17 protein-coding genes are annotated in these 17,844 nt (G+C 37.7%); 10 read left to right on the top strand and 7 right to left on the bottom strand.

The features are described 5' to 3' along the window. Positions 1–11: 11 nt before the first annotated feature. Entirely contained in the window at positions 12–2,081 is a 2,070-nt protein-coding gene (ftsH, locus tag P8O16_RS09280) for an ATP-dependent zinc metalloprotease FtsH (RefSeq protein WP_300313671.1), read from the bottom strand. A 64-nt stretch (positions 2,082–2,145) separates the two neighbouring features. Continuing rightward, positions 2,146–2,493 carry a ribosome silencing factor gene (gene rsfS, locus P8O16_RS09275; RefSeq protein ID WP_300313668.1) on the bottom strand — a complete coding sequence of 116 codons (348 nt, stop codon included), beginning with the start codon at positions 2,491–2,493 and terminating at the stop codon, positions 2,146–2,148. A 64-nt stretch (positions 2,494–2,557) separates the two neighbouring features. Here rsfS and P8O16_RS09270 point away from each other — a divergent pair, with 64 nt between their 5' ends. Both P8O16_RS09270 and ahcY read left to right on the top strand, forming a co-directional pair. Next, the gene (locus P8O16_RS09270; protein ID WP_300313665.1) at positions 2,558–3,322 is read left to right on the top strand and encodes a biotin--[acetyl-CoA-carboxylase] ligase; all 765 of its coding nucleotides are present in this window, start codon (positions 2,558–2,560) and stop codon (positions 3,320–3,322) included. A gap of 79 nt (positions 3,323–3,401) precedes the next feature. Then, entirely contained in the window at positions 3,402–4,721 is a 1,320-nt protein-coding gene (gene ahcY / locus P8O16_RS09265) for an adenosylhomocysteinase (RefSeq protein ID WP_300313662.1), read from the top strand. Between the two features lie 53 nt (positions 4,722–4,774). Here ahcY and P8O16_RS09260 read toward each other — a convergent pair whose 3' ends face one another. Next, a complete protein-coding gene (locus P8O16_RS09260) occupies positions 4,775–5,581 on the bottom strand; it encodes a hypothetical protein (RefSeq protein ID WP_300313660.1) in 807 nt (268 codons plus the stop codon). A gap of 103 nt (positions 5,582–5,684) precedes the next feature. On the opposite strand from P8O16_RS09260, the gene P8O16_RS09255 reads away from it, so the two are divergent. Further along, positions 5,685–6,557, top strand: a complete 873-nt coding sequence (locus P8O16_RS09255) for an SDR family oxidoreductase (RefSeq protein ID WP_300313657.1) — start codon at positions 5,685–5,687, stop codon at positions 6,555–6,557. A 77-nt stretch (positions 6,558–6,634) separates the two neighbouring features. On the opposite strand, the gene P8O16_RS09250 is transcribed toward P8O16_RS09255, so the two are convergent. Continuing rightward, the gene (locus P8O16_RS09250; protein ID WP_300313653.1) at positions 6,635–7,426 is read right to left on the bottom strand and encodes a PAS domain-containing protein; all 792 of its coding nucleotides are present in this window, start codon (positions 7,424–7,426) and stop codon (positions 6,635–6,637) included. Positions 7,427–7,759: 333 nt separating this feature from the next. Here P8O16_RS09250 and P8O16_RS09245 point away from each other — a divergent pair, with 333 nt between their 5' ends. The 3 genes from P8O16_RS09245 to P8O16_RS09235 all read left to right on the top strand — a co-directional run bounded on the left by P8O16_RS09245 (position 7,760) and on the right by P8O16_RS09235 (position 10,207). Next, positions 7,760–8,362, top strand: a complete 603-nt coding sequence (locus P8O16_RS09245) for an HD domain-containing protein (protein ID WP_300313650.1) — start codon at positions 7,760–7,762, stop codon at positions 8,360–8,362. A gap of 81 nt (positions 8,363–8,443) precedes the next feature. Then, positions 8,444–9,166 (top strand): DUF2092 domain-containing protein, encoded by a 723-nt coding sequence (locus P8O16_RS09240; RefSeq protein ID WP_300313647.1) that lies wholly within the window; start codon positions 8,444–8,446, stop codon positions 9,164–9,166. Positions 9,167–9,196: 30 nt separating this feature from the next. Then, positions 9,197–10,207, top strand: coding sequence for a DUF6515 family protein (locus tag P8O16_RS09235; protein WP_300313644.1), 1,011 nt, complete (start codon positions 9,197–9,199; stop codon positions 10,205–10,207). Positions 10,208–10,260: 53 nt separating this feature from the next. Here the strand turns inward: P8O16_RS09235 and P8O16_RS09230 are convergent, their stop codons facing one another. Next, positions 10,261–10,758, bottom strand: a complete 498-nt coding sequence (locus P8O16_RS09230; protein WP_075351901.1) for a DUF4494 domain-containing protein — start codon at positions 10,756–10,758, stop codon at positions 10,261–10,263. 218 nt (positions 10,759–10,976) lie between these two features. Between P8O16_RS09230 and P8O16_RS09225 the strand changes: the two genes are divergently transcribed. Then, positions 10,977–13,253, top strand: coding sequence for a patatin-like phospholipase family protein (locus P8O16_RS09225; protein WP_300313639.1), 2,277 nt, complete (start codon positions 10,977–10,979; stop codon positions 13,251–13,253). Here P8O16_RS09225 and P8O16_RS09220 read toward each other — a convergent pair. Continuing rightward, entirely contained in the window at positions 13,247–13,723 is a 477-nt protein-coding gene (locus tag P8O16_RS09220) for a DUF962 domain-containing protein (protein ID WP_075351903.1), read from the bottom strand. The genes P8O16_RS09225 and P8O16_RS09220 overlap by 7 nt on opposite strands. A gap of 74 nt (positions 13,724–13,797) precedes the next feature. Here P8O16_RS09220 and P8O16_RS09215 point away from each other — a divergent pair, with 74 nt between their 5' ends. From P8O16_RS09215 to P8O16_RS09205, 3 genes are read left to right on the top strand one after another with little or no spacing between them, the layout of a single operon-like run. After that, complete coding sequence (locus P8O16_RS09215; protein WP_300313635.1) at positions 13,798–14,922, top strand: FAD-binding oxidoreductase; 1,125 nt, start codon at positions 13,798–13,800, stop codon at positions 14,920–14,922. 54 nt (positions 14,923–14,976) lie between these two features. Beyond that, positions 14,977–16,434, top strand: a complete 1,458-nt coding sequence (gene nhaC, locus P8O16_RS09210) for a Na+/H+ antiporter NhaC (protein ID WP_300313632.1) — start codon at positions 14,977–14,979, stop codon at positions 16,432–16,434. A 1-nt stretch (position 16,435) separates the two neighbouring features. Continuing rightward, positions 16,436–17,038, top strand: a complete 603-nt coding sequence (locus P8O16_RS09205) for a 3'-5' exonuclease (protein ID WP_300313629.1) — start codon at positions 16,436–16,438, stop codon at positions 17,036–17,038. Here the strand turns inward: P8O16_RS09205 and P8O16_RS09200 are convergent. Beyond that, positions 17,028–17,624 carry a YigZ family protein gene (locus tag P8O16_RS09200; protein ID WP_300313626.1) on the bottom strand — a complete coding sequence of 199 codons (597 nt, stop codon included), beginning with the start codon at positions 17,622–17,624 and terminating at the stop codon, positions 17,028–17,030. The two genes, P8O16_RS09205 and P8O16_RS09200, sit on opposite strands and share 11 nt — an antisense overlap. Positions 17,625–17,844 lie beyond the last annotated feature (220 nt).

Raw genomic sequence — 17,844 nt, 5'->3', positions numbered from 1 at the left:
TGTTAAAAATATTAGTTGTCTGAATTACTCTCCTCAGGGAGAACCTTTGCCTCTCCTTGTACTTCAGCCTCACCTTTGATTTCAGGGGTGCTTAATTTGTCAGTAACTACTTCAGGAGCAGATTCATTTTTATTGGTAAACGCCTGATAGGTTGTTTCTTTTTCAAAAGGGCGCTTGCCAATTAACTTTTCCAAATCTGATTGGAAAAGGATTTCTTTTTCCAAAAGCTCTTTCGCTAAAATCTCCAACTCTACCTTCTTAGAGGTCAATAGTTCTATTGTTCTCTGGTATGCGGAAGAAATCAACTTCCTTACTTCTTCATCGATGGTCTCGGCTGTAGTCTCAGAATAAGGCTTGGTCATTTTATACCCATCAGCCTTAGAATCATAGAAAGAAACGTTTCCAATCTTATCATTCATTCCATATACTGAAACAATAGAATATGCCATTTTAGTTACTCGTTCGAGATCGCTTAATGCGCCGGTAGATATTTTGTTGAAGATAATCTGCTCGGCAGCTCTTCCTCCTAATGTCATACACATCTCATCTACCAACTGCTCGGTTTGGTAAAGGAATTGCTCTTTTGGAAGATACTGTGCATAGCCTAAAGCAGCCACTCCTCGAGGTACGATACTTACTTTTACCAATGGATCAGCATGCTCCAAAAACCAGCCTGCCACTGCATGACCAGCTTCATGGTAAGCCACGATTTTCTTCTCATCAGGAGAAATAATTTTATTTTTCTTTTCCAAACCTCCAATTACTCTATCAACTGCATCTTGGAAATCCTGCATATCTACAGCAGTTTTATTTCTTCTAGCCGCTATCAATGCTGCTTCGTTGCACACGTTGGCAATTTCTGCTCCAGCAAAACCCGGAGTTTGAGCTGCGCATTTTTTAGGGTCTACGTCATCGGCAGTCTTGATAGGCTTCAGGTGAACCTTGAATATTGCCTCTCTACCGTTAATATCTGGCTTATCTATAGAGATTTGACGATCAAATCGTCCTGGTCTGAGCAAGGCACTATCCAATACATCCGGACGGTTTGTTGCTGCGACCACAATAACTCCGGTGTCTGTACCAAAACCATCCATCTCTACCAAAAGAGAGTTTAGGGTGTTTTCCCGCTCGTCATTTGAGCCAGGCATTTGACCTTTTCCTCTGGATCTACCAATCGCATCAATCTCATCTATAAATATGATACAGGGTGCTTTTTCTTTTGCTTGTTTAAATAAGTCCCGAACACGTGCCGCGCCTACACCCACAAACATTTCAACGAAATCGGAACCTGACAAGGTAAAGAATGGAACTCCAGCTTCGCCAGCTACGGCTTTAGCCAATAAAGTTTTACCAGTACCTGGAGGGCCCACGAGTAGCGCTCCTTTTGGGATTTTACCTCCCAGTTTTGTGAATTTTCCAGGATTTTTAAGGAATTCAACAATTTCCTGAACTTCTTCTTTTGCTTCATCAAGACCTGCCACATTGTCAAATGTGATTTTTACTTTATTCTCAGCGTCAAAAAGCTGAGCCTTTGATTTTCCTACATTGAAGATTTGTCCGCCTGGTCCTGAAGGTCCAGCCATTCTTCGCATCATAAACCAAAATAGCACAAATAGCAAAATCAAGAATCCAAAGCTAGAAAAGTAGCTTCCCCAGTTTTCCTCTGTTGCAACATCTAGTTCAGTTCGATTTGCTGGATCTACTTTTTCATTTAAGGCATCGAAGTCATTAGCAAATTTGTCCAAAGAAGCCACCTGGAACGAGTAATGAGGTCCAGCTGGGTTGAAAAACGCTGAATTAGACTCCAGTTCTGTTTTGTATTTTGGATTATTCAGTCCAGTATTATTCAGGGTGATGTCTACCCGTTCCATATTTTTGATTATAACCACTTTGGAGACATCTCCGGCCACATACATGTCCTCAAATCGTTTTTGAGTGATGTCAATGACCGAGTTTCGGTTTTGAACCCAAGTAAGGCCTATTAATACCAAAACTGCTACTATGATTAGCCAAAGTTGAAAATTAGGCTTTTGAGGTGCCTTAGGGACGAATTTTTTATTACTTTTTTTTGTATCGCTCATTGCTTAGTGATGATTCTATAAACTTATGGTAAAACGGCTTGAGGTGTTTAAAGTTTGAAGACTTTTAATTGATTCGGGTGAATTTTGCATCTCCCCACAGATCCTCTAGTCCGTAGTATTGTCTTTTATCTTTAAGGAAAATATGAGCAACAACGTTCACATAATCCATCAGAATCCATTGTCCGCTATTTTTCCCCTCACTTTTCCAAGGTCCTTTTTCTCCTGCTTTAAACACATGCTCTTCAATTGAATCAGCAATAGCTTCAAGTTGGGTGTCAGAATTACCAGAGCAAAGAACGAAAAAATCTGAAACAGAATTTTTGATATTTCTCAAATCCATTACAAGTATGTCGGAAGCCTTTTTGTCTTCCATTCCTTTTACAATTATTTTGCTCAGCGCTTCTGCTGTCATATTATTCGTTTAATTTTACTTACCCTATCGGGTTTTCCTTAGATTTTCGTCGGATTCAAAATTTATGTATAAAATTCTTGCCAATACGATTTTTTTGGGGAAAGATGTTCATTTCCTGCCAGAGTGTCATTCCACAAATGACAAAGCCATTCAAATGATCAAACAGAAAGTAGCTCACGAGGGGACTATAATTATCTGTGAACATCAAACGCATGGAAAAGGACAGCGGGGTAACAAATGGCTTTCAGAAAAGGGATTAAACCTTACTTTTTCGCTAGTACTTAAACCCTCTTTCATGGATCTATCAGAACAGTTTTATTTGAATATGGCAATTTCAAATAGTATCCGAAAGTTATTTCAAGAATATATTGCTTCTGTCAAAGTTAAATGGCCAAATGATTTGATTGTTCCAGAATTTGGTAAAATAGGAGGAATTTTAATTGAAAATACGTTTTCCGGTGATGGTTGGGAATTTGCAGTGGTGGGAGTGGGAATAAATATCAACCAGCAATCATTTGAATCAGTAAAAGCAACTTCTTTGGCAAATGTCACCGGTAACCAATTTGATCTTAAAGAACTGTTTAGACTTCTTATTACTCAAATTGAGCAAGGGTACTTGCATTTAAAAAGAGGTAATTGGTCGGAAATCAAAAAAGAATACCTGCATCATCTTTATTTGAAAGGCGAATGGAGTAATTTTAAAGATTATAGAGGTGAATTTAAAGGATTGATTTCTGGTGTTTCCAAAGAAGGAAAGTTAGAGGTTGAACTTGAATCAGGTGATGTAGAACTTTTTGGCTTGAAAGAGATTGTATTCCTAAACTACTGAAGTCATTTCCGATTCCAAATTTTATGGGGTACCTTTGTGCCTGTTTTACAAGTATTTTATCAGTTAACTACACATAAACATGTCAGAAACTAAATCTGAAAAATTTATCCAATACAAAGTAAAGGATATCTCTCTTGCAGAGTGGGGAAGAAAAGAGATCAAACTTGCCGAAGCGGAGATGCCGGGATTAATGGCTTTAAGAGAAGAATTTGGCGCATCGCAGCCACTGAAAGGTGCAAGAATCGCTGGATGTCTTCACATGACAATCCAAACTGCTGTTTTGATCGAAACCTTGAAGGCCTTAGGAGCAGAGGTGACTTGGTCTTCTTGTAATATTTTTTCTACCCAGGATCATGCAGCAGCCGCTATTGCAGCAGCAGGTATTCAAGTATATGCTTGGAAAGGTCAAACCGCAGAGGAATTTGACTGGTGTATCGAGCAAACACTTTTCTTTGGTGAAGATAAACAACCATTGAATATGATTCTTGATGATGGTGGAGACCTGACAAATATGGTTTTGGATCAGTACCCGGAATTGGTTGCTGGTATCAGAGGACTTTCTGAAGAGACTACTACTGGAGTGCATAGATTGTATGAGCGGATGAAAAACGGAACTCTTCCGATGCCTGCTATCAACGTAAATGACTCTGTGACCAAGTCAAAATTTGATAATAAATATGGTTGTAAAGAATCTTTGGTAGATGCTATCCGCAGAGCTACCGACGTAATGATGGCTGGTAAAGTAGCTGTAGTCGCTGGTTATGGAGATGTAGGAAAAGGATCTGCAGCTTCCCTAAGAGGTGCAGGAGCAAGAGTGATTGTGACAGAGATAGATCCGATCTGTGCACTACAGGCTGCAATGGACGGCTTCGCTGTCAAGAAAATGGCTGATGCCGTCAAAGAGGCTGACATTGTGGTGACCGCTACTGGAAACAAGGATATCATTCATGGTGAATATTTTAAGGCTATGAAAGACAAAGCGATTGTTTGTAATATCGGCCACTTTGACAATGAGATCGATATGGCTTGGTTGAATAAAAACTATGGACATACTAAAGATGTGATCAAACCTCAGGTAGATCTATATAATTTGGACGGAAAAGAAATCATTATTCTTGCCGAGGGACGATTGGTCAATTTAGGTTGTGCTACAGGTCATCCTTCTTTTGTAATGTCAAACTCGTTTACAAATCAAACTTTGGCACAGCTGGAGCTTTGGGAAAATTATAAAAATTACGAAGTAGGAGTATATGTTCTTCCAAAGCATTTGGATGAGAAGGTGGCAATGCTTCATTTGGCCAAATTGGGAGTAGAATTAGATTCGCTTTCTGAAGATCAAGCTAAATATATTGGAGTTGAGGTCGCTGGACCGTTCAAGCCGGAGTATTACAGATATTAATCTAGTATCAACAAAAAGTCAAAAGCCTCGAAGAAATTCGGGGCTTTTTTTATTTAGAGAGTTAAAACAAGAGTTCTCCCATCAGCTAAGGTTACAGTGGCATTTATTTGGCAATTACCAGTCGATTCGTAGTTGATTTTATGAATTACATTCTTACTGGCGCCTCGGGCTACCGTCCAGGATTCTTTGCCAGATATAGGTAGAATTTCATTTTCCTTGCTACATGATACCAGAATTTGCCTTGGATCGGTGATATCTATTGTAAATTTTCTTCCGGCTGGATTGGTTCCTGTGATGGTTCCCTTAGAACCTATTCCAATTAATTCTAATCTTAGCCTAGCAATAGTATGATCTATATTTCCAGAAAAAGTAGAATTGACACCATTATTAGTTTTAAGGATTAGGTTTTCAAATTGTTCGCTCACTTTATTGAAATCGGATCTGGAAAACTTTCGAGTCCCCTGCAATGAATCTTGATTGAAAGTATAATTCTGATATTCTAATATCCAATCCTGAGTACTTAAATTTTCAGGAGAATAGTCTAAAATGATTTTTCCTGAGCGTATAGTTTGACCAGTCTTGATGCATGCCGAATCTGACAAAAACTCCAAAGTGACTTGCTTTAAACTTTGTTCCAAAGCAATTTTCGGACATCCAGGAAGATCATAAGGGTTGACAGCTTGATAATCTTCCCAACTTAGCATAGCAAAATAAAGACTCTCTCCCCAGCTGTTGGAAATGTCAAAAAGTTGACTAGCCTCCATTGTAAGGTCAGTCTGAATTATTTTATCTTCATCCTCCTCACAAGCAAAAAGTAAAGGGAATAACAACAAAAGGAAAAGTGAATACTGGTTTTTCATTTGTGAATAAGAATTTCAAATGTTTCAATTTTCTTCTTTCAAATACCAGACCGAAATCCTTATCTTAGACCAGAACGATAAACTAAGATAAACCAGATAAACTATGATACGAGCCGAAGGCATGTTAAAAGAAGGAACGCTGAAGGGGAAGAATATTTTAATTACCGGTGGAGGTACCGGTCTTGGAAGATCAATGGGAGAGTATTTTCTGGAGCTAGGCGCCAACCTTGTTATTACTTCCAGAAAGATCGAAGTTCTTCAAGAGACTGCGAATGAAATGATGTCACAAAAAGGCGGGAAAGTGGTGGCCTTAGCATGTGATGTCCGGGATATTAATCAAGTCGAGGAGATGTGGTCAGCAGCAAAAGCAGCATTGGGAGAGATACATGTAGTTTTGAATAATGCAGCGGGCAATTTTATCAGTCCGACTGAGCGACTTTCAACCAACGCTTTTAATACCGTTTTGGATATCGTGTTGAAAGGCACCTCTCAGGTAACCCTTACTGCGGGAAAAGACTGGATTTCCTCTAAACAGGAAGGCACTTTTTTAAATATCGTGACTACCTATGCTTGGACAGGTTCTGGATATGTAGTTCCATCGGCAGCCGCAAAAGCTGGAGTACTTGCAATGACCCGCTCTCTTGCAGTTGAATGGGCGAAATATGGAATTCGGTCAAATGCTATAGCTCCTGGACCTTTTCCAACCGAAGGTGCATGGAGTAGATTGCTTCCCGGTGATTTGGTTAAGAAATTTGATCCCGCAAAAAAAGTGCCTGTAGGTCGGGTTGGAGAACATCAAGAGCTTGCAAATATTGCGGCTTATTTGGTTTCTGACTTTTCATCGTACGTAAATGGAGAAGTGATTACAATTGATGGAGGCGAATGGCTCAAGGGTGCGGGAGAGTTTAATAACCTGGATGCAATACCTCAAGAGATGTGGGATATGATGGAAGCTTCAAGGGGAAAAAAAGCATAAGCCCCAGCATAGTTTGGGGCTATTTAAAATCAAAGTGGAAAATCAGGAATTTATAAAGGGACTTTGGTCCCTTTTTTTTAGAAAGTTTTTTCTCCTTGGATTGATTTATTCTGAAGGACTGATTCTCGAATACTTTTTTTCAATGAAATATCAAGCTTTTTGGTCTCTTCCTTAATGATATTGATAAGTTTTTGAGACTCTTCATTTTTGGGTTCCGAATCAAGTATTTCTAAAATACCTAAAATATTTGCTACACGAGCTCTCAAAGAATGTGATTGCTCAAAGGCGAGTTCTTGCAAGAAGTGATGATGTTCTTTCATCCAATTTTCTTGTTTTTTTCTATCCGAAATATCCAAAAGAAACCCCATTACTTTAACAGGAAGACCTGATCTCGACCAACGGATAGTTTTCCCAAAGCCTAACACCCAAACAGTCTCATTGCTTTTGGAGGAAATTCTAAACTCCTTCTTAAAAGGAGTATTCCCGGTGGTTCGAAAATGGTTTTTTAGGTCTCGCATCAAGCCTGGGAAATCATCAGGATAAATGTGCTTTTGCCAGGAAATGTTTTTATTCAGACTTAGCTCTTCTTCAGAATATCCAAGCATATGTCCCAATCCCTGACTCATATGATCTGTTTTGGTATCGAAGTCAAATTCCCAAAAGCCGATCATTTTGTCCTCAAGCAAACTGTCTAAGATCTCTCTATCTCCAAAAGGATTATCCATAAAATCTCCTAAGCCAACTTCATAAGGCTTAGATGACTGAATTGGATGTCCTATTCCAAGGCAAGTTTCAAAATCCTCAGATATAAAAAAGAATTCCCATTTTGTTGGTATGGTATCATTTTCTGGATAGTTAATTTTATTCAATTCCACCAAAAAAGATTGATGCGAATTTTTCAAAGCTTTTAGCCTTTGAGATTCAAATTTTGTCCAATCAGAAGATAAAAAACAGTCAGAAAAAAAGATAGGTTTATCTTTCAATTCAAACAGAGAGGGGATGGGTCCAACATTAGGATCTGATGAGGTAACCTCACCAGATTTGTCCAAGGTTATCTGCAGAAAATATTCTGAAGTCAGAGCAACTTGGCCTAGTGCATGGACGGATTCCCTATCAATCATAAATCAAAGATAATTAGTTTTAAGTATTAATTATTTTTAATACATAAATATTTATATAAAATACATAAAAATATATTTAAAATGAACTATAATCAAATGAAATTAAATCGTGATGAATTTGGGTCACCGGATAATCGAGGAAACGTAATCACTACTGAAGAAGCATTTACACTCTTAAGAGAATGGGTGAGCAATGAGAGGCTGATAACCCACATGCAACAAGTTGGGCATTTGATGCAGCGATATGCTGGAGCAAAAGGATATTCTTCAGAAGATCAACATCGATGGTACTTGGCAGGATTGCTTCATGATGCCGATTGGGAAAAATGGCCAGATACTCACTGTAATAAAATTGTGGAAGAACTTGAAAAGAGAAATCTAGATCCGGAAATTATTCGTGCAATAGCCTCTCATGGACCTAAATATTTTGGAGTAGAGCCAGTTTCCGAGATGGATAAAATGCTTTATGCATTCGATGAGTTAAGTGGATTGATCCATGCTTATTCTTTAATGAGGCCGGAGGGTTATGTAGGTATGGAAGTGAAAGGAGTGAAAAAAAGATTGAAAGATAAAACCTTTGCTGCCCAGGTAAGTCGCGAAGATATTGCTGATGCTTCCATGAGGGCACAAATTGAACTTGACGAATTGATCAAATTTGTAATCAATCATCAAATCGATGCTTGATTGGTTCATTGAATTGGTTCTTCCATAAGTAAATCAGTAACTTTAATTCTAACCGTTTTTTTAAAAAAAAATAAGCGATTTATGATTAAGAAAATTTGTTCTATGCTTACTATGCTGTTTATAGGTTTTAGTGCCTATTCACAAGAGAATGCTAAAGACACTACAGCGATCCAGATTTTGGATAAGATGAGTACACTTTTTGGAGAATTGAATTCTGTTGGGTTTAAAACTCAGGTTTCCAAAGATGTAGCTTTTGCCAATAATTTCTTTATCAAAGAATTCACCAGTAGTCAAGTTAAGATTGCTGGTCCGAATAAGTTTGTGGCAAAGATAACTGGAGAGCAGAAAGAGGATAAATACAGCTATAACGGATCGCAAGTAGCCTATTATTCTTTTACTAATAATATTTATACTATCGCAGATGCTCCTGATAATTTAATTGAGACATTTGATTGGCTATATAGCGATTTTGGAATCGAAGTAACTTCTGCCGATGTACTGTATCCTTCATTTTCAAAGGAAATAGTCTCTAATATGGACTACATTCAATTTCTAGGACAAACTACTGTAAATGGACAGCGGGTATTTCATATTGGCTGTTCAAATGATTCGGTTACTATTCAGCTCTGGATTTCAAATGATTTATATTTTTTACCCGTAAAAACATTAATAACGTATTTGGGCGATCCATATGCATATCAACATGAAGTCGATTTTTTTGATTGGGAGTTTAATCAAACGTATCCAAATAGCATTTTTGATTTTACGCCCCCCCCCAGGTGCAAGACAAATAACATGGCTTAATCAGAAGTGAAATTAAAAAGAGAAATAACTATGAAACTTTCAAAAATAAAATTGGTAGGAGTTTTTCTAGGCGTTCTTGCCTTGTTGATTTTTCCAGAAATAGCGGAAGCTCAACGAATGAGAGCAGCATCAGGAGGTAGAGGAGGGGCAAGACCAGCTACTTCTCGTCCAGCACCTTCCCGACCTACTTCAGCTAGGCCCGCCACTAAAATGCCCTCAACATCAAGTAGACCAGCGACGGTATCTAGACCGACTTCTAGGGCTACCAATTCAAGTTCCAGACCTACTTTAAATGGAGGCTCGGATCGAGTAACTCAAAAAACAAACAATACAAGTAGAGTTTCCTCTGTCAAGGATAGTAAAGTTGGAAACAGCACAAATAATCGTGTAGGAAATAATAACATCAATTCCGGGAATAAGAATATTGGGAATAATAATAGAATCAACATTGATAATAGTAGAAATGTCAATGTGAACGTAAGAAATACTAACAACCGAGCTTATCGTCCTCCTTATAGACCTTATCCTCGTCCTCCATATTTTTATGGAGGTTTCGGCTTCTCCTGTTTTCGACCTTATTATTACCATCCTTATACTCCCTTTTATTGGGGGCCGGTATGGCATCCTTGGGGATTTTTTGTAGCGGCATTAGCGACAACGGCTATTATCGTCTCTATTGAAAATCAACAATATCATTATGATCAAGGAGTGTTTTATGTGCAAGAAGGGGATGGTTATGTGGTAGTAGAAGCACCACAAGGAGCTACAGTGAAAGTAATACCTAGCGAAGCTAAGGAGGTGGAAGTAAGTCCAACAGTAAATAATTACTACTATGGAAATACCTATTACGAAAAATCCGAGGGAGGATATACAGTAGTGCCACCGCCGGCTGGTGCTGTGGTAGATGCTTTACCAGAAGGTGGAGAGGAAGTGAAAGTTGGGGATCAGACTTATGTTAAAATTGGTGACACCTATTATTTACCTGTTCAAGTGGATGGTAAAAACATGTATGAAATTGCCCAAGTGGAACCTGAGAATTAAAAATTGTCATATTTGATAGTAACATAAAAGGCCTCAATTTGAGGCCTTTTATGTTATTCGTTTTCTGATTCAACTTCAGACAAAGGTCTGAAATTGCCAGGAGGAAGTTGCTCAGCGATCTCGTCTTTTTCGAAAGGGAAAACTTCGACAATTGGGCTTTCTACTATATCAGGGATTCTAAAACTTACCAACATATTGCTTAAGCTTTCTTGAATTCTATCAAAAGCATTTTTCACATCATCTGCGGTGACAATCATGTATTGAGTCACTTTTTTTTCTTTACCACTATCAGCATCTGCTACGAGGTAGGATATTTTGCATTTATACCAAATATCCGACTCTTCGTAATGAAATACGTCAACAATATTGCTTTTGGAAATCCCCGTAACTTGAAAATCTCCTCTGATTTGGGAAGCTAATCTATCGTAAAGAACAGCCTCAGCTTCTGTAAATGATACAGCATCTACTAAGTATTGCTCTGAAATATTCTTCAGAAGTCCTTCTTCATTCTCTTTGGCGTATTTGACTTTACACAAAAACCACGTTCTCATATGCTTATATTTTGAATTTCGAAGGTAAAATTTTCCTTTCGAAGGACAAGAGCAAATTGAAAGAAACAATTTACGGTATATGTTTTTTGGGAGTTAATGAGTTGGTTTTCAGTAGTATTTTTTTTTGATGGCCAGATTTAAATAATTTCCTGAAATCCGCTATTTATCCTTTGATGGTGATTAAAATAAAAAATGTAAATTATCCGAAAAACTAATTCATGTGGGATAAAATTTGGTATAGTTTTCCTATACAGCTATTCTTACTCCATCTCAGAAAAAATCTTTCTTTGATTATCATTTGGGTAGTCCTTTTGATGATTATTTTGGAGGGAATAGGAGTGATGTTGGGAATACCCTTTCTCTTTTTGGATCCAGAATATCTCAATCAGGTTTCTTGGATAAGTTTCTTTTTGATTGGAGTCGGCTTTGCTGTTTTTACAATGGGATTTCACATGTCCACTTATATTATGGATGGTGGTAAATTTCCATTTTTAGCAATTTTGAGTAAGCCTTTCATTCATTATTGTATCAATAATTCGATAGTTCCTCTATTTTTCTACTTGATATATATTTATCGTTTTGTCACTTTTCAATTGAATAATGATCTCTCTAATGACTGGGAGGTTTTGTACTATTTCTTGGGTTTTTCGGCTGGAAGTATTATTTCCTACAGTGTTATTTTCGCTTATTTTGCCTTCACCAATAAAGACTTCTTTGTCATTTTTGCGGGCACATTGGATAAGCGGCTTCGAAAGGTCAAGTTGACAAGAGCTAATGTGATCAGCCAATATAAAGAGCTTAAAAACCAAAAAAGCAAAGTCCATTATTTTCTCAATTTGAGACTTCGTTTTGAGCAGGTTAGACCTGATATTTCCCGATTTGAAGCCACTAAATTACTTCGGGTTTTTGACCAGAATCATTTAAATCTTTTCTTAATTCAGGTTTTTTTGATCCTTGTGGTGATCATTTTAGGTTTTTTTAAAGAGCATCCATTTCTTCAATTGCCAGCGGCAATGAGTGTTACTTTGCTCTTGGCTATTTTGATAATGATAGCCGGGGCAGTTAATTTTTGGTTGAGAAGATGGGCTACTCTTGCTGTAATACTGTTTTTGGTGTTGATCAACTATTTTTCAAATTTTGACTTCCTCAATCGCCCTCATGAGGCTTATGGTATTGATTATTCCGTTCCGCCAGTCGCCTATACTCTTGCTCACTTGGATTCTTTACTTCATCCAGATACCGTAGCGAAAGATCGGGAAAATACCATTCGAATTTTGGATAACTGGAAGTCAAAATTCTCCAGTGATTCATTACCAAAACTCGTAATTGTGGCAGCTAGTGGAGGCGGACAACGTGCTTCACTATGGACGCTAAAGGTCCTTCAAAGTATTCATGAAATCAAAAGTGGGGAAATCACCAAGCATATGGAATTACTTACAGGAGCTTCCGGAGGTGTGATTGGAGAGGCGTTTTTTAGGGAAATTTACTTGAGGTCTTTAACTGATCAGTCTATCGATCCTACAGATTCTAAATATCTAGACCAAATATCCACTGATAATCTCAATCCTATTATTTTCAGTTTACTGGTGAATGATTTGATAATCAGAAATCAATCCTTTGATTACAATGGGCGAAAGTATTTGAAAGACAGAGGGTTTGCTTTTGAAAATCAATTGAATATTAATACTGAACATGTCTTGGATAAACCCATTTCTGCCTATGGTGAGCCAGAATTTTTAGGGTTGATTCCTCTTTTACCAGTAACTTCTCTTATTACAAATGATGGTCGGAAATTAGTAGTATCTCCGCATTCCATGTCATTTTTTGGAACCTCAATGCTCGGTAAAACAGGGATTAATGAAAAGAAACAAACAGTAGATTTTCTTCGGTTTTTTGCAAAACATGATGCTAAAAATCTACGGTTTCTTTCGGCTTTACGCATGAGCGCCACTTTTCCTTTTATTACTCCTAATGTTCAACTCCCATCTAACCCTATAATGGAAACAATGGATACTGGCTTATCAGATAATTTTGGGATTCAGGATGGATTACGCTTTCTCTATGTATTTCAAAATTGGATTGCTAAAAATACAAGTGGAGTGATTATGATCACTATACGGGATTCGGAAAAATCATCCGAAATATCTCCCACACTTCCGCCACGAATTTTTCAGCGAGTATTTACACCATTTAAAAACATATATGCCAATTGGGACAATATTCAGACTATTCAAAATGAGGTACTCTTTAACTACATGATTGAATCAATGCCCTTTTCACTTGAGAAAATTGAGTTTGAATATGCTCCCGAGAAGGTACAAATAGAGGAATTGACAGAAAGTCAGGAAAATATGCAAAGAGCTTCCCTCAATTGGAGGTTAACAGCACGAGAGAAAAAGTCCATATTAAGCAGTATATACACTTCAACTAATCAGAAAGCACTTAGTCGTTTGAAGGTTCTTTTTTCAAAGGCTGAAACGGATTCCATTCAATAAGAAAGTCCCCATTTTTTATAAATAAAGTGCATTAACCAAGCTGGTCCGATCATTAAAAACTGCACATCTTTTAGAAAAGATGGTTTTTTTCCTTCGATTTTGTGACCATAAAATTGAATAATCCATGCAATCACAAAAATACCTAAACTGACGGCCCACAAGTATCCAAATGTCAAATCAATAAAATTTGCCAAGGCTAAACATAATGCTGAGAAAAAGAGCATACCCAGTGTCAAAGGACCTGAAAGTGTGACGTAATAGATAAGAACCAGAATTAATGTAATGGTAGCCCAATTGGCAAAATCCCCAAGAAATGGAAGTAATTCGGGTAAAGGACCAGCTGGAATACTAAATATGAGACCCACCACACTAAAAAAAATTGCGGGGACACAAAACCAATGAATGAGTTTATTTGTAGGGTTTTGGTGACTTAATCCATATTCATGTAACAATGCGTCTATTTTTCTCATGGCATTTTGGGATATATTCTGTTAGATTTATGAAAATACTAATTATAGGCTTAAATCAAATTTAGAAAAATAAAATGTTCAGCTATTGGGAGACAAAACACTTTTTTCAATACGACCTAATCGTTGTCGGGTCAGGATTCGTGGGTTTATCGACAGCAATCCATTTTAAGAAAAAGCACCCAAAAGCATCTGTATTGATTTTGGAAAGGGGGATTTTTCCTACTGGGGCAAGTACAAAAAATGCGGGTTTTGCCTGTTTTGGTAGCCTTACAGAAATATTGGATGATTTTTGGCAAATGACCCAAGAAGAGGTTGTTGCTTTAGTTGAGCGTCGTTATTTAGGGATAAATTCGATTCGTAAAAAGTTTGGAGACAAAGCTTTGGGATATCGCCATAGCTTTGGGTATGAACTTCTGGATGAGCGGCAGCTTTCGGCAGCGGAGCAAATTGCCGATATCAATAAGATTTTAAAAGGAATATTTAAAGATGAGGTCTTTTCTGAAGTTCGGAAAAAAGATAGATTAGGATTTAATGACTCTATAAAAAAAGTAATCAAGAATAAATTTGAGGGTGAGCTTGATCCTGGGAAATACATGAAAGTTCTCTGGGATCTTACCCAAGCTGAAGGGATAAAAATACTAACCGGGGTATCAGTAGTTGAAATTCAAAAAGACGAAGGGGTCGTCATAGCAGAGGATGCCGGAGGGGAGCAGGTTTTTGAGTTTAAAGCCAATCAAATAGCCATTTGTACCAATGCCTTTACGGAAAAGCTATGGAAAGAATCGGAAGTTCAGCCTGGCAGAGGATTGATTTTATTGAGTAAGCCTTTGGATTTTAAGATTCCATGGCAAGGAACATTTCACATGGATAAGGGCTATGTTTACTTTCGACAGGTTGATGGGAGATTATTACTGGGTGGTGCAAGAAATATAGATAAGGCCGGTGAAAACAGTCTAAAATTTGAAATTAATCCTTTGATTAAAACTCATCTTCAAAAATTAGCCTCTGAAGTAATTTTTCCCGGAAAAGTAATTGAATGGGACACGGAATGGACTGGAATAATGGCATTTGGAAACAAGAAATCCCCTCTGATTCAGGCAGTAGGTGAAAAAGCTGCTGCTGCTGTTCGGTTGGGGGGAATGGGTGTAGCTATAGGTTGGCAGGTAGGGAAGGAGTTGGCAGTAGTTCTATCGGAATAGTAATTAATTATTTTTGATTAGATTCAACCATTAAAATTTACCAAACTTCGATTAATGCAAGGACTGACTCGTACTCCAAAGGTTTTTGACGCTCTTATCCCACTTGTTTTTTTAATAGTCCTTCTGGTCTTAAATATTAAAGTATTTGGCACAGATGGATTATCTGGATCTAATCAAATAGTTCTTATTTTATCTTCTGCTGTTGCTGCAATTGTAGCGGTCGGTAGGTTAGGATTTAATTGGGAGACTCTTCAAGATGGTATTGTGAAAAGTATCAGCTCGGCGATGTCGAGTATTCTGATTTTGTTCTTGATAGGTGCTTTAGCAGGTACCTGGATGATAAGTGGGATTGTACCGGCAATGATTTATTACGGATTGCAGGTGCTTAGTCCGACCATTTTTCTGCTTGCTGCCTGTTTTGTAAGTGCAGTAGTTTCAATTTCAACAGGAAGTAGCTGGACAACCGTTGCCACGGTAGGAGTAGCCTTATTGGGGATTGGGAAAGCACTTGGTTTTGAGGAAGGAATCATTGCCGGGGCGATTATCTCAGGAGCTTATTTCGGGGACAAAATGTCGCCTCTTTCCGATACCACAAATCTAGCGCCTGCAATGGCTGGTACGGACTTGTTTACCCATATCAGATATATGGCAAAAACCACAATACCTTCCATTTCTATTACATTAATTTTATTTATTGTAATAGGTTTTAATTACGAAACCAACGGAAGTGTAGACGATGTTAAGTCTATTTCAAATGTGATTTTGGAACGTTTCAATATTACCGGTTGGGTATTTATTGTTCCTGCTTTAGTTTTGTTTTTGATCATACGTAAGGTTCCTGCCATACCAGCGCTGTTGGCTGGAACGCTACTTGGAGGAGTTTTTGCATTGATTTTCCAGCCTGAAATCATTCATTTGATCGCTAATGAAGGAGGTTCTTACGCCTATCAAGGTTTCAAAGCAATAATGATGTCTTTATATGGAGAGGTAAGTGTAGTCACTTCAAATGATGTTGTTAACGAATTGCTGGTTACCAGAGGAATGGGCGGGATGCTGAATACTATTTGGTTGATCATTTGTGCGATGGTTTTTGGTGGCATCATGGAAGTGAGTGGAATGCTTCAGGTTTTAGCTGAGGCAGTTATCAAAAAGGTGCATAGCGTAGGGTCTCTAATTGCTTCGACAGCAGCTACATGTATTTTCTTTAACATTACCACTTCTGATCAATATTTAGCGATCTTAGTTCCTGGAAGAATGTACGCAAATGTGTATAAGAAAAGAGGATTGAAACCAGAGAATCTAAGTAGGACATTGGAAGATTCGGGTACTGTGACATCAGTTCTGATTCCTTGGAATACTTGTGGAGCTACCCAGGCTTCCGTTTTAGGAGTAGCTACATTGGTCTATGCGCCATATTGTTTTTTCAACATTATTAGTCCGATTATGACAATTTTGTACGGTTATTTAAAAATCGGTATTACATATTATGAGGAGGGTGAATTAGAAGATTAGTATGATTCCATTAAAAATTACAAAGGAGGAGATTAACGAACTTCCGCTAAATCAATTTGAAGGGGAAATTTTTTTAATAGAAGATCTGGATGATGTTGAGGAGATAGTGGACTTTCTTGGAGCACAGCGAATTTTAGGATTTGATACCGAAACAAAGCCTGCTTTCAAAAAAGGTGTAGTAAATCCAGTTTCTTTATTGCAGCTTTCTACTCCATCTCAGGCATTTTTGTTTAGAGTGAATAAAATTGGCTTTCCCGATTCTATTCGAAATTTGCTTGAAAAGGAAAGTATTGTAAAGGTAGGCGCAGCTGTCCATGATGATATTAAGGGCCTTTCAAAACTGACAGATTCATTTTATGCGAATTCTTTTTTTGATTTGAATGATGAGTTGAAAAAAGTCGGGTTTCAAAACGTAGGAGTGCGAAATCTTTGCGCTATGGTATTGAATATCCGAATCTCCAAATCTGAGCAAGTATCCAATTGGGAAGCCACTACATTGACTCAAAAGCAGCAACGATATGCTGCTACTGATGCCTGGGCATGTGTTGAAATCTTCAATGTCTTGAAGTCTAAAGGATATTTAGATGAATTATTTAATCATTGAGTTTGAGACTTTCGATTTCCTCTAAAGACTCTCTGATACGGTCTTCCAGACTTTTTCTGACCTCTAATATCATTTTGCAGGTTAATTCTAATTCTTGATTGACTATCTGAAACTCATGGAGTTTGATAAGTTTCATTACTTCATTGAGTGCAGGATAAGTGAATGAAATAGAGATTCGAGTAGTGATCAGTTTTTCTATGATTTCATTTTCAGCAATAGCCATGGCAGCGGAAGTTTTGTAGGCATTGATCAATCCACTTATGCCTAGCTTTGTCCCGCCAAAATAACGTACAACTACGATGAGACAATTGGTAAGGTTGTTAGATCGTATCTGTCCTAGAATTGGATCTCCTGCTGAATGATTGGGCTCTCCGTCGTCATTTGCTCGATAATTCATCCCGTCAGTTCCCAGATTCCAAGCAAAGCAATGATGTCGTGCATCAAAATGCTTTTTCCGAAGCTCCTTTAGGCGTTCTTTGATTTCTTCCTCGTTGGAAACAGGAAATGAATAATAGAAAAATTTGCTACTCCGGTCTTTGAAAAGGCCTTCGCTTTCAGTACTTAATGTTAAATAGGTGTCTTCCAAAGCTTTAATTTAAGTCACGGATAAGGCGAATAAAGTTAAATGATTTGAGAATTAAGTTAGGAAATTAACTTTTGGTTAATCTTTTTTCAACTTGATTTATCTTAATATGTATATCCGCAAAGATGCCAGTAGCCAAATAAGTTAGAAGTGACAGCCAGTGACAATCGCTTTCTTGCGATCTTAACGGGTACTAAATTAGGTCAAAATAAACGGTTTTGAC

Source organism: Algoriphagus sp., assembly GCF_029254265.1.
In the GTDB taxonomy this organism is placed as follows: Bacteria; Bacteroidota; Bacteroidia; order Cytophagales; family Cyclobacteriaceae; genus Algoriphagus.
This window is presented reverse-complemented; position numbering and strand designations above follow the sequence as displayed.

Coding starts and splice junctions, on each gene's coding strand:
- P8O16_RS09205 (WP_300313629.1), top strand. CDS start 16,436: ATGATTCCATTAAAAATTACAAAGGAGGAGATTAACGAACTTCCGCTA.
- ftsH (WP_300313671.1), bottom strand. CDS start 2,081: ATGAGCGATACAAAAAAAAGTAATAAAAAATTCGTCCCTAAGGCACCT.
- ahcY (WP_300313662.1), top strand. CDS start 3,402: ATGTCAGAAACTAAATCTGAAAAATTTATCCAATACAAAGTAAAGGAT.
- P8O16_RS09245 (WP_300313650.1), top strand. CDS start 7,760: ATGAACTATAATCAAATGAAATTAAATCGTGATGAATTTGGGTCACCG.
- P8O16_RS09225 (WP_300313639.1), top strand. CDS start 10,977: ATGTGGGATAAAATTTGGTATAGTTTTCCTATACAGCTATTCTTACTC.
- nhaC (WP_300313632.1), top strand. CDS start 14,977: ATGCAAGGACTGACTCGTACTCCAAAGGTTTTTGACGCTCTTATCCCA.
- P8O16_RS09270 (WP_300313665.1), top strand. CDS start 2,558: ATGTATAAAATTCTTGCCAATACGATTTTTTTGGGGAAAGATGTTCAT.
- P8O16_RS09230 (WP_075351901.1), bottom strand. CDS start 10,758: ATGAGAACGTGGTTTTTGTGTAAAGTCAAATACGCCAAAGAGAATGAA.
- P8O16_RS09220 (WP_075351903.1), bottom strand. CDS start 13,723: ATGAGAAAAATAGACGCATTGTTACATGAATATGGATTAAGTCACCAA.
- P8O16_RS09215 (WP_300313635.1), top strand. CDS start 13,798: ATGTTCAGCTATTGGGAGACAAAACACTTTTTTCAATACGACCTAATC.
- rsfS (WP_300313668.1), bottom strand. CDS start 2,493: ATGACAGCAGAAGCGCTGAGCAAAATAATTGTAAAAGGAATGGAAGAC.
- P8O16_RS09240 (WP_300313647.1), top strand. CDS start 8,444: ATGATTAAGAAAATTTGTTCTATGCTTACTATGCTGTTTATAGGTTTT.
- P8O16_RS09260 (WP_300313660.1), bottom strand. CDS start 5,581: ATGAAAAACCAGTATTCACTTTTCCTTTTGTTGTTATTCCCTTTACTT.
- P8O16_RS09235 (WP_300313644.1), top strand. CDS start 9,197: ATGAAACTTTCAAAAATAAAATTGGTAGGAGTTTTTCTAGGCGTTCTT.
- P8O16_RS09255 (WP_300313657.1), top strand. CDS start 5,685: ATGATACGAGCCGAAGGCATGTTAAAAGAAGGAACGCTGAAGGGGAAG.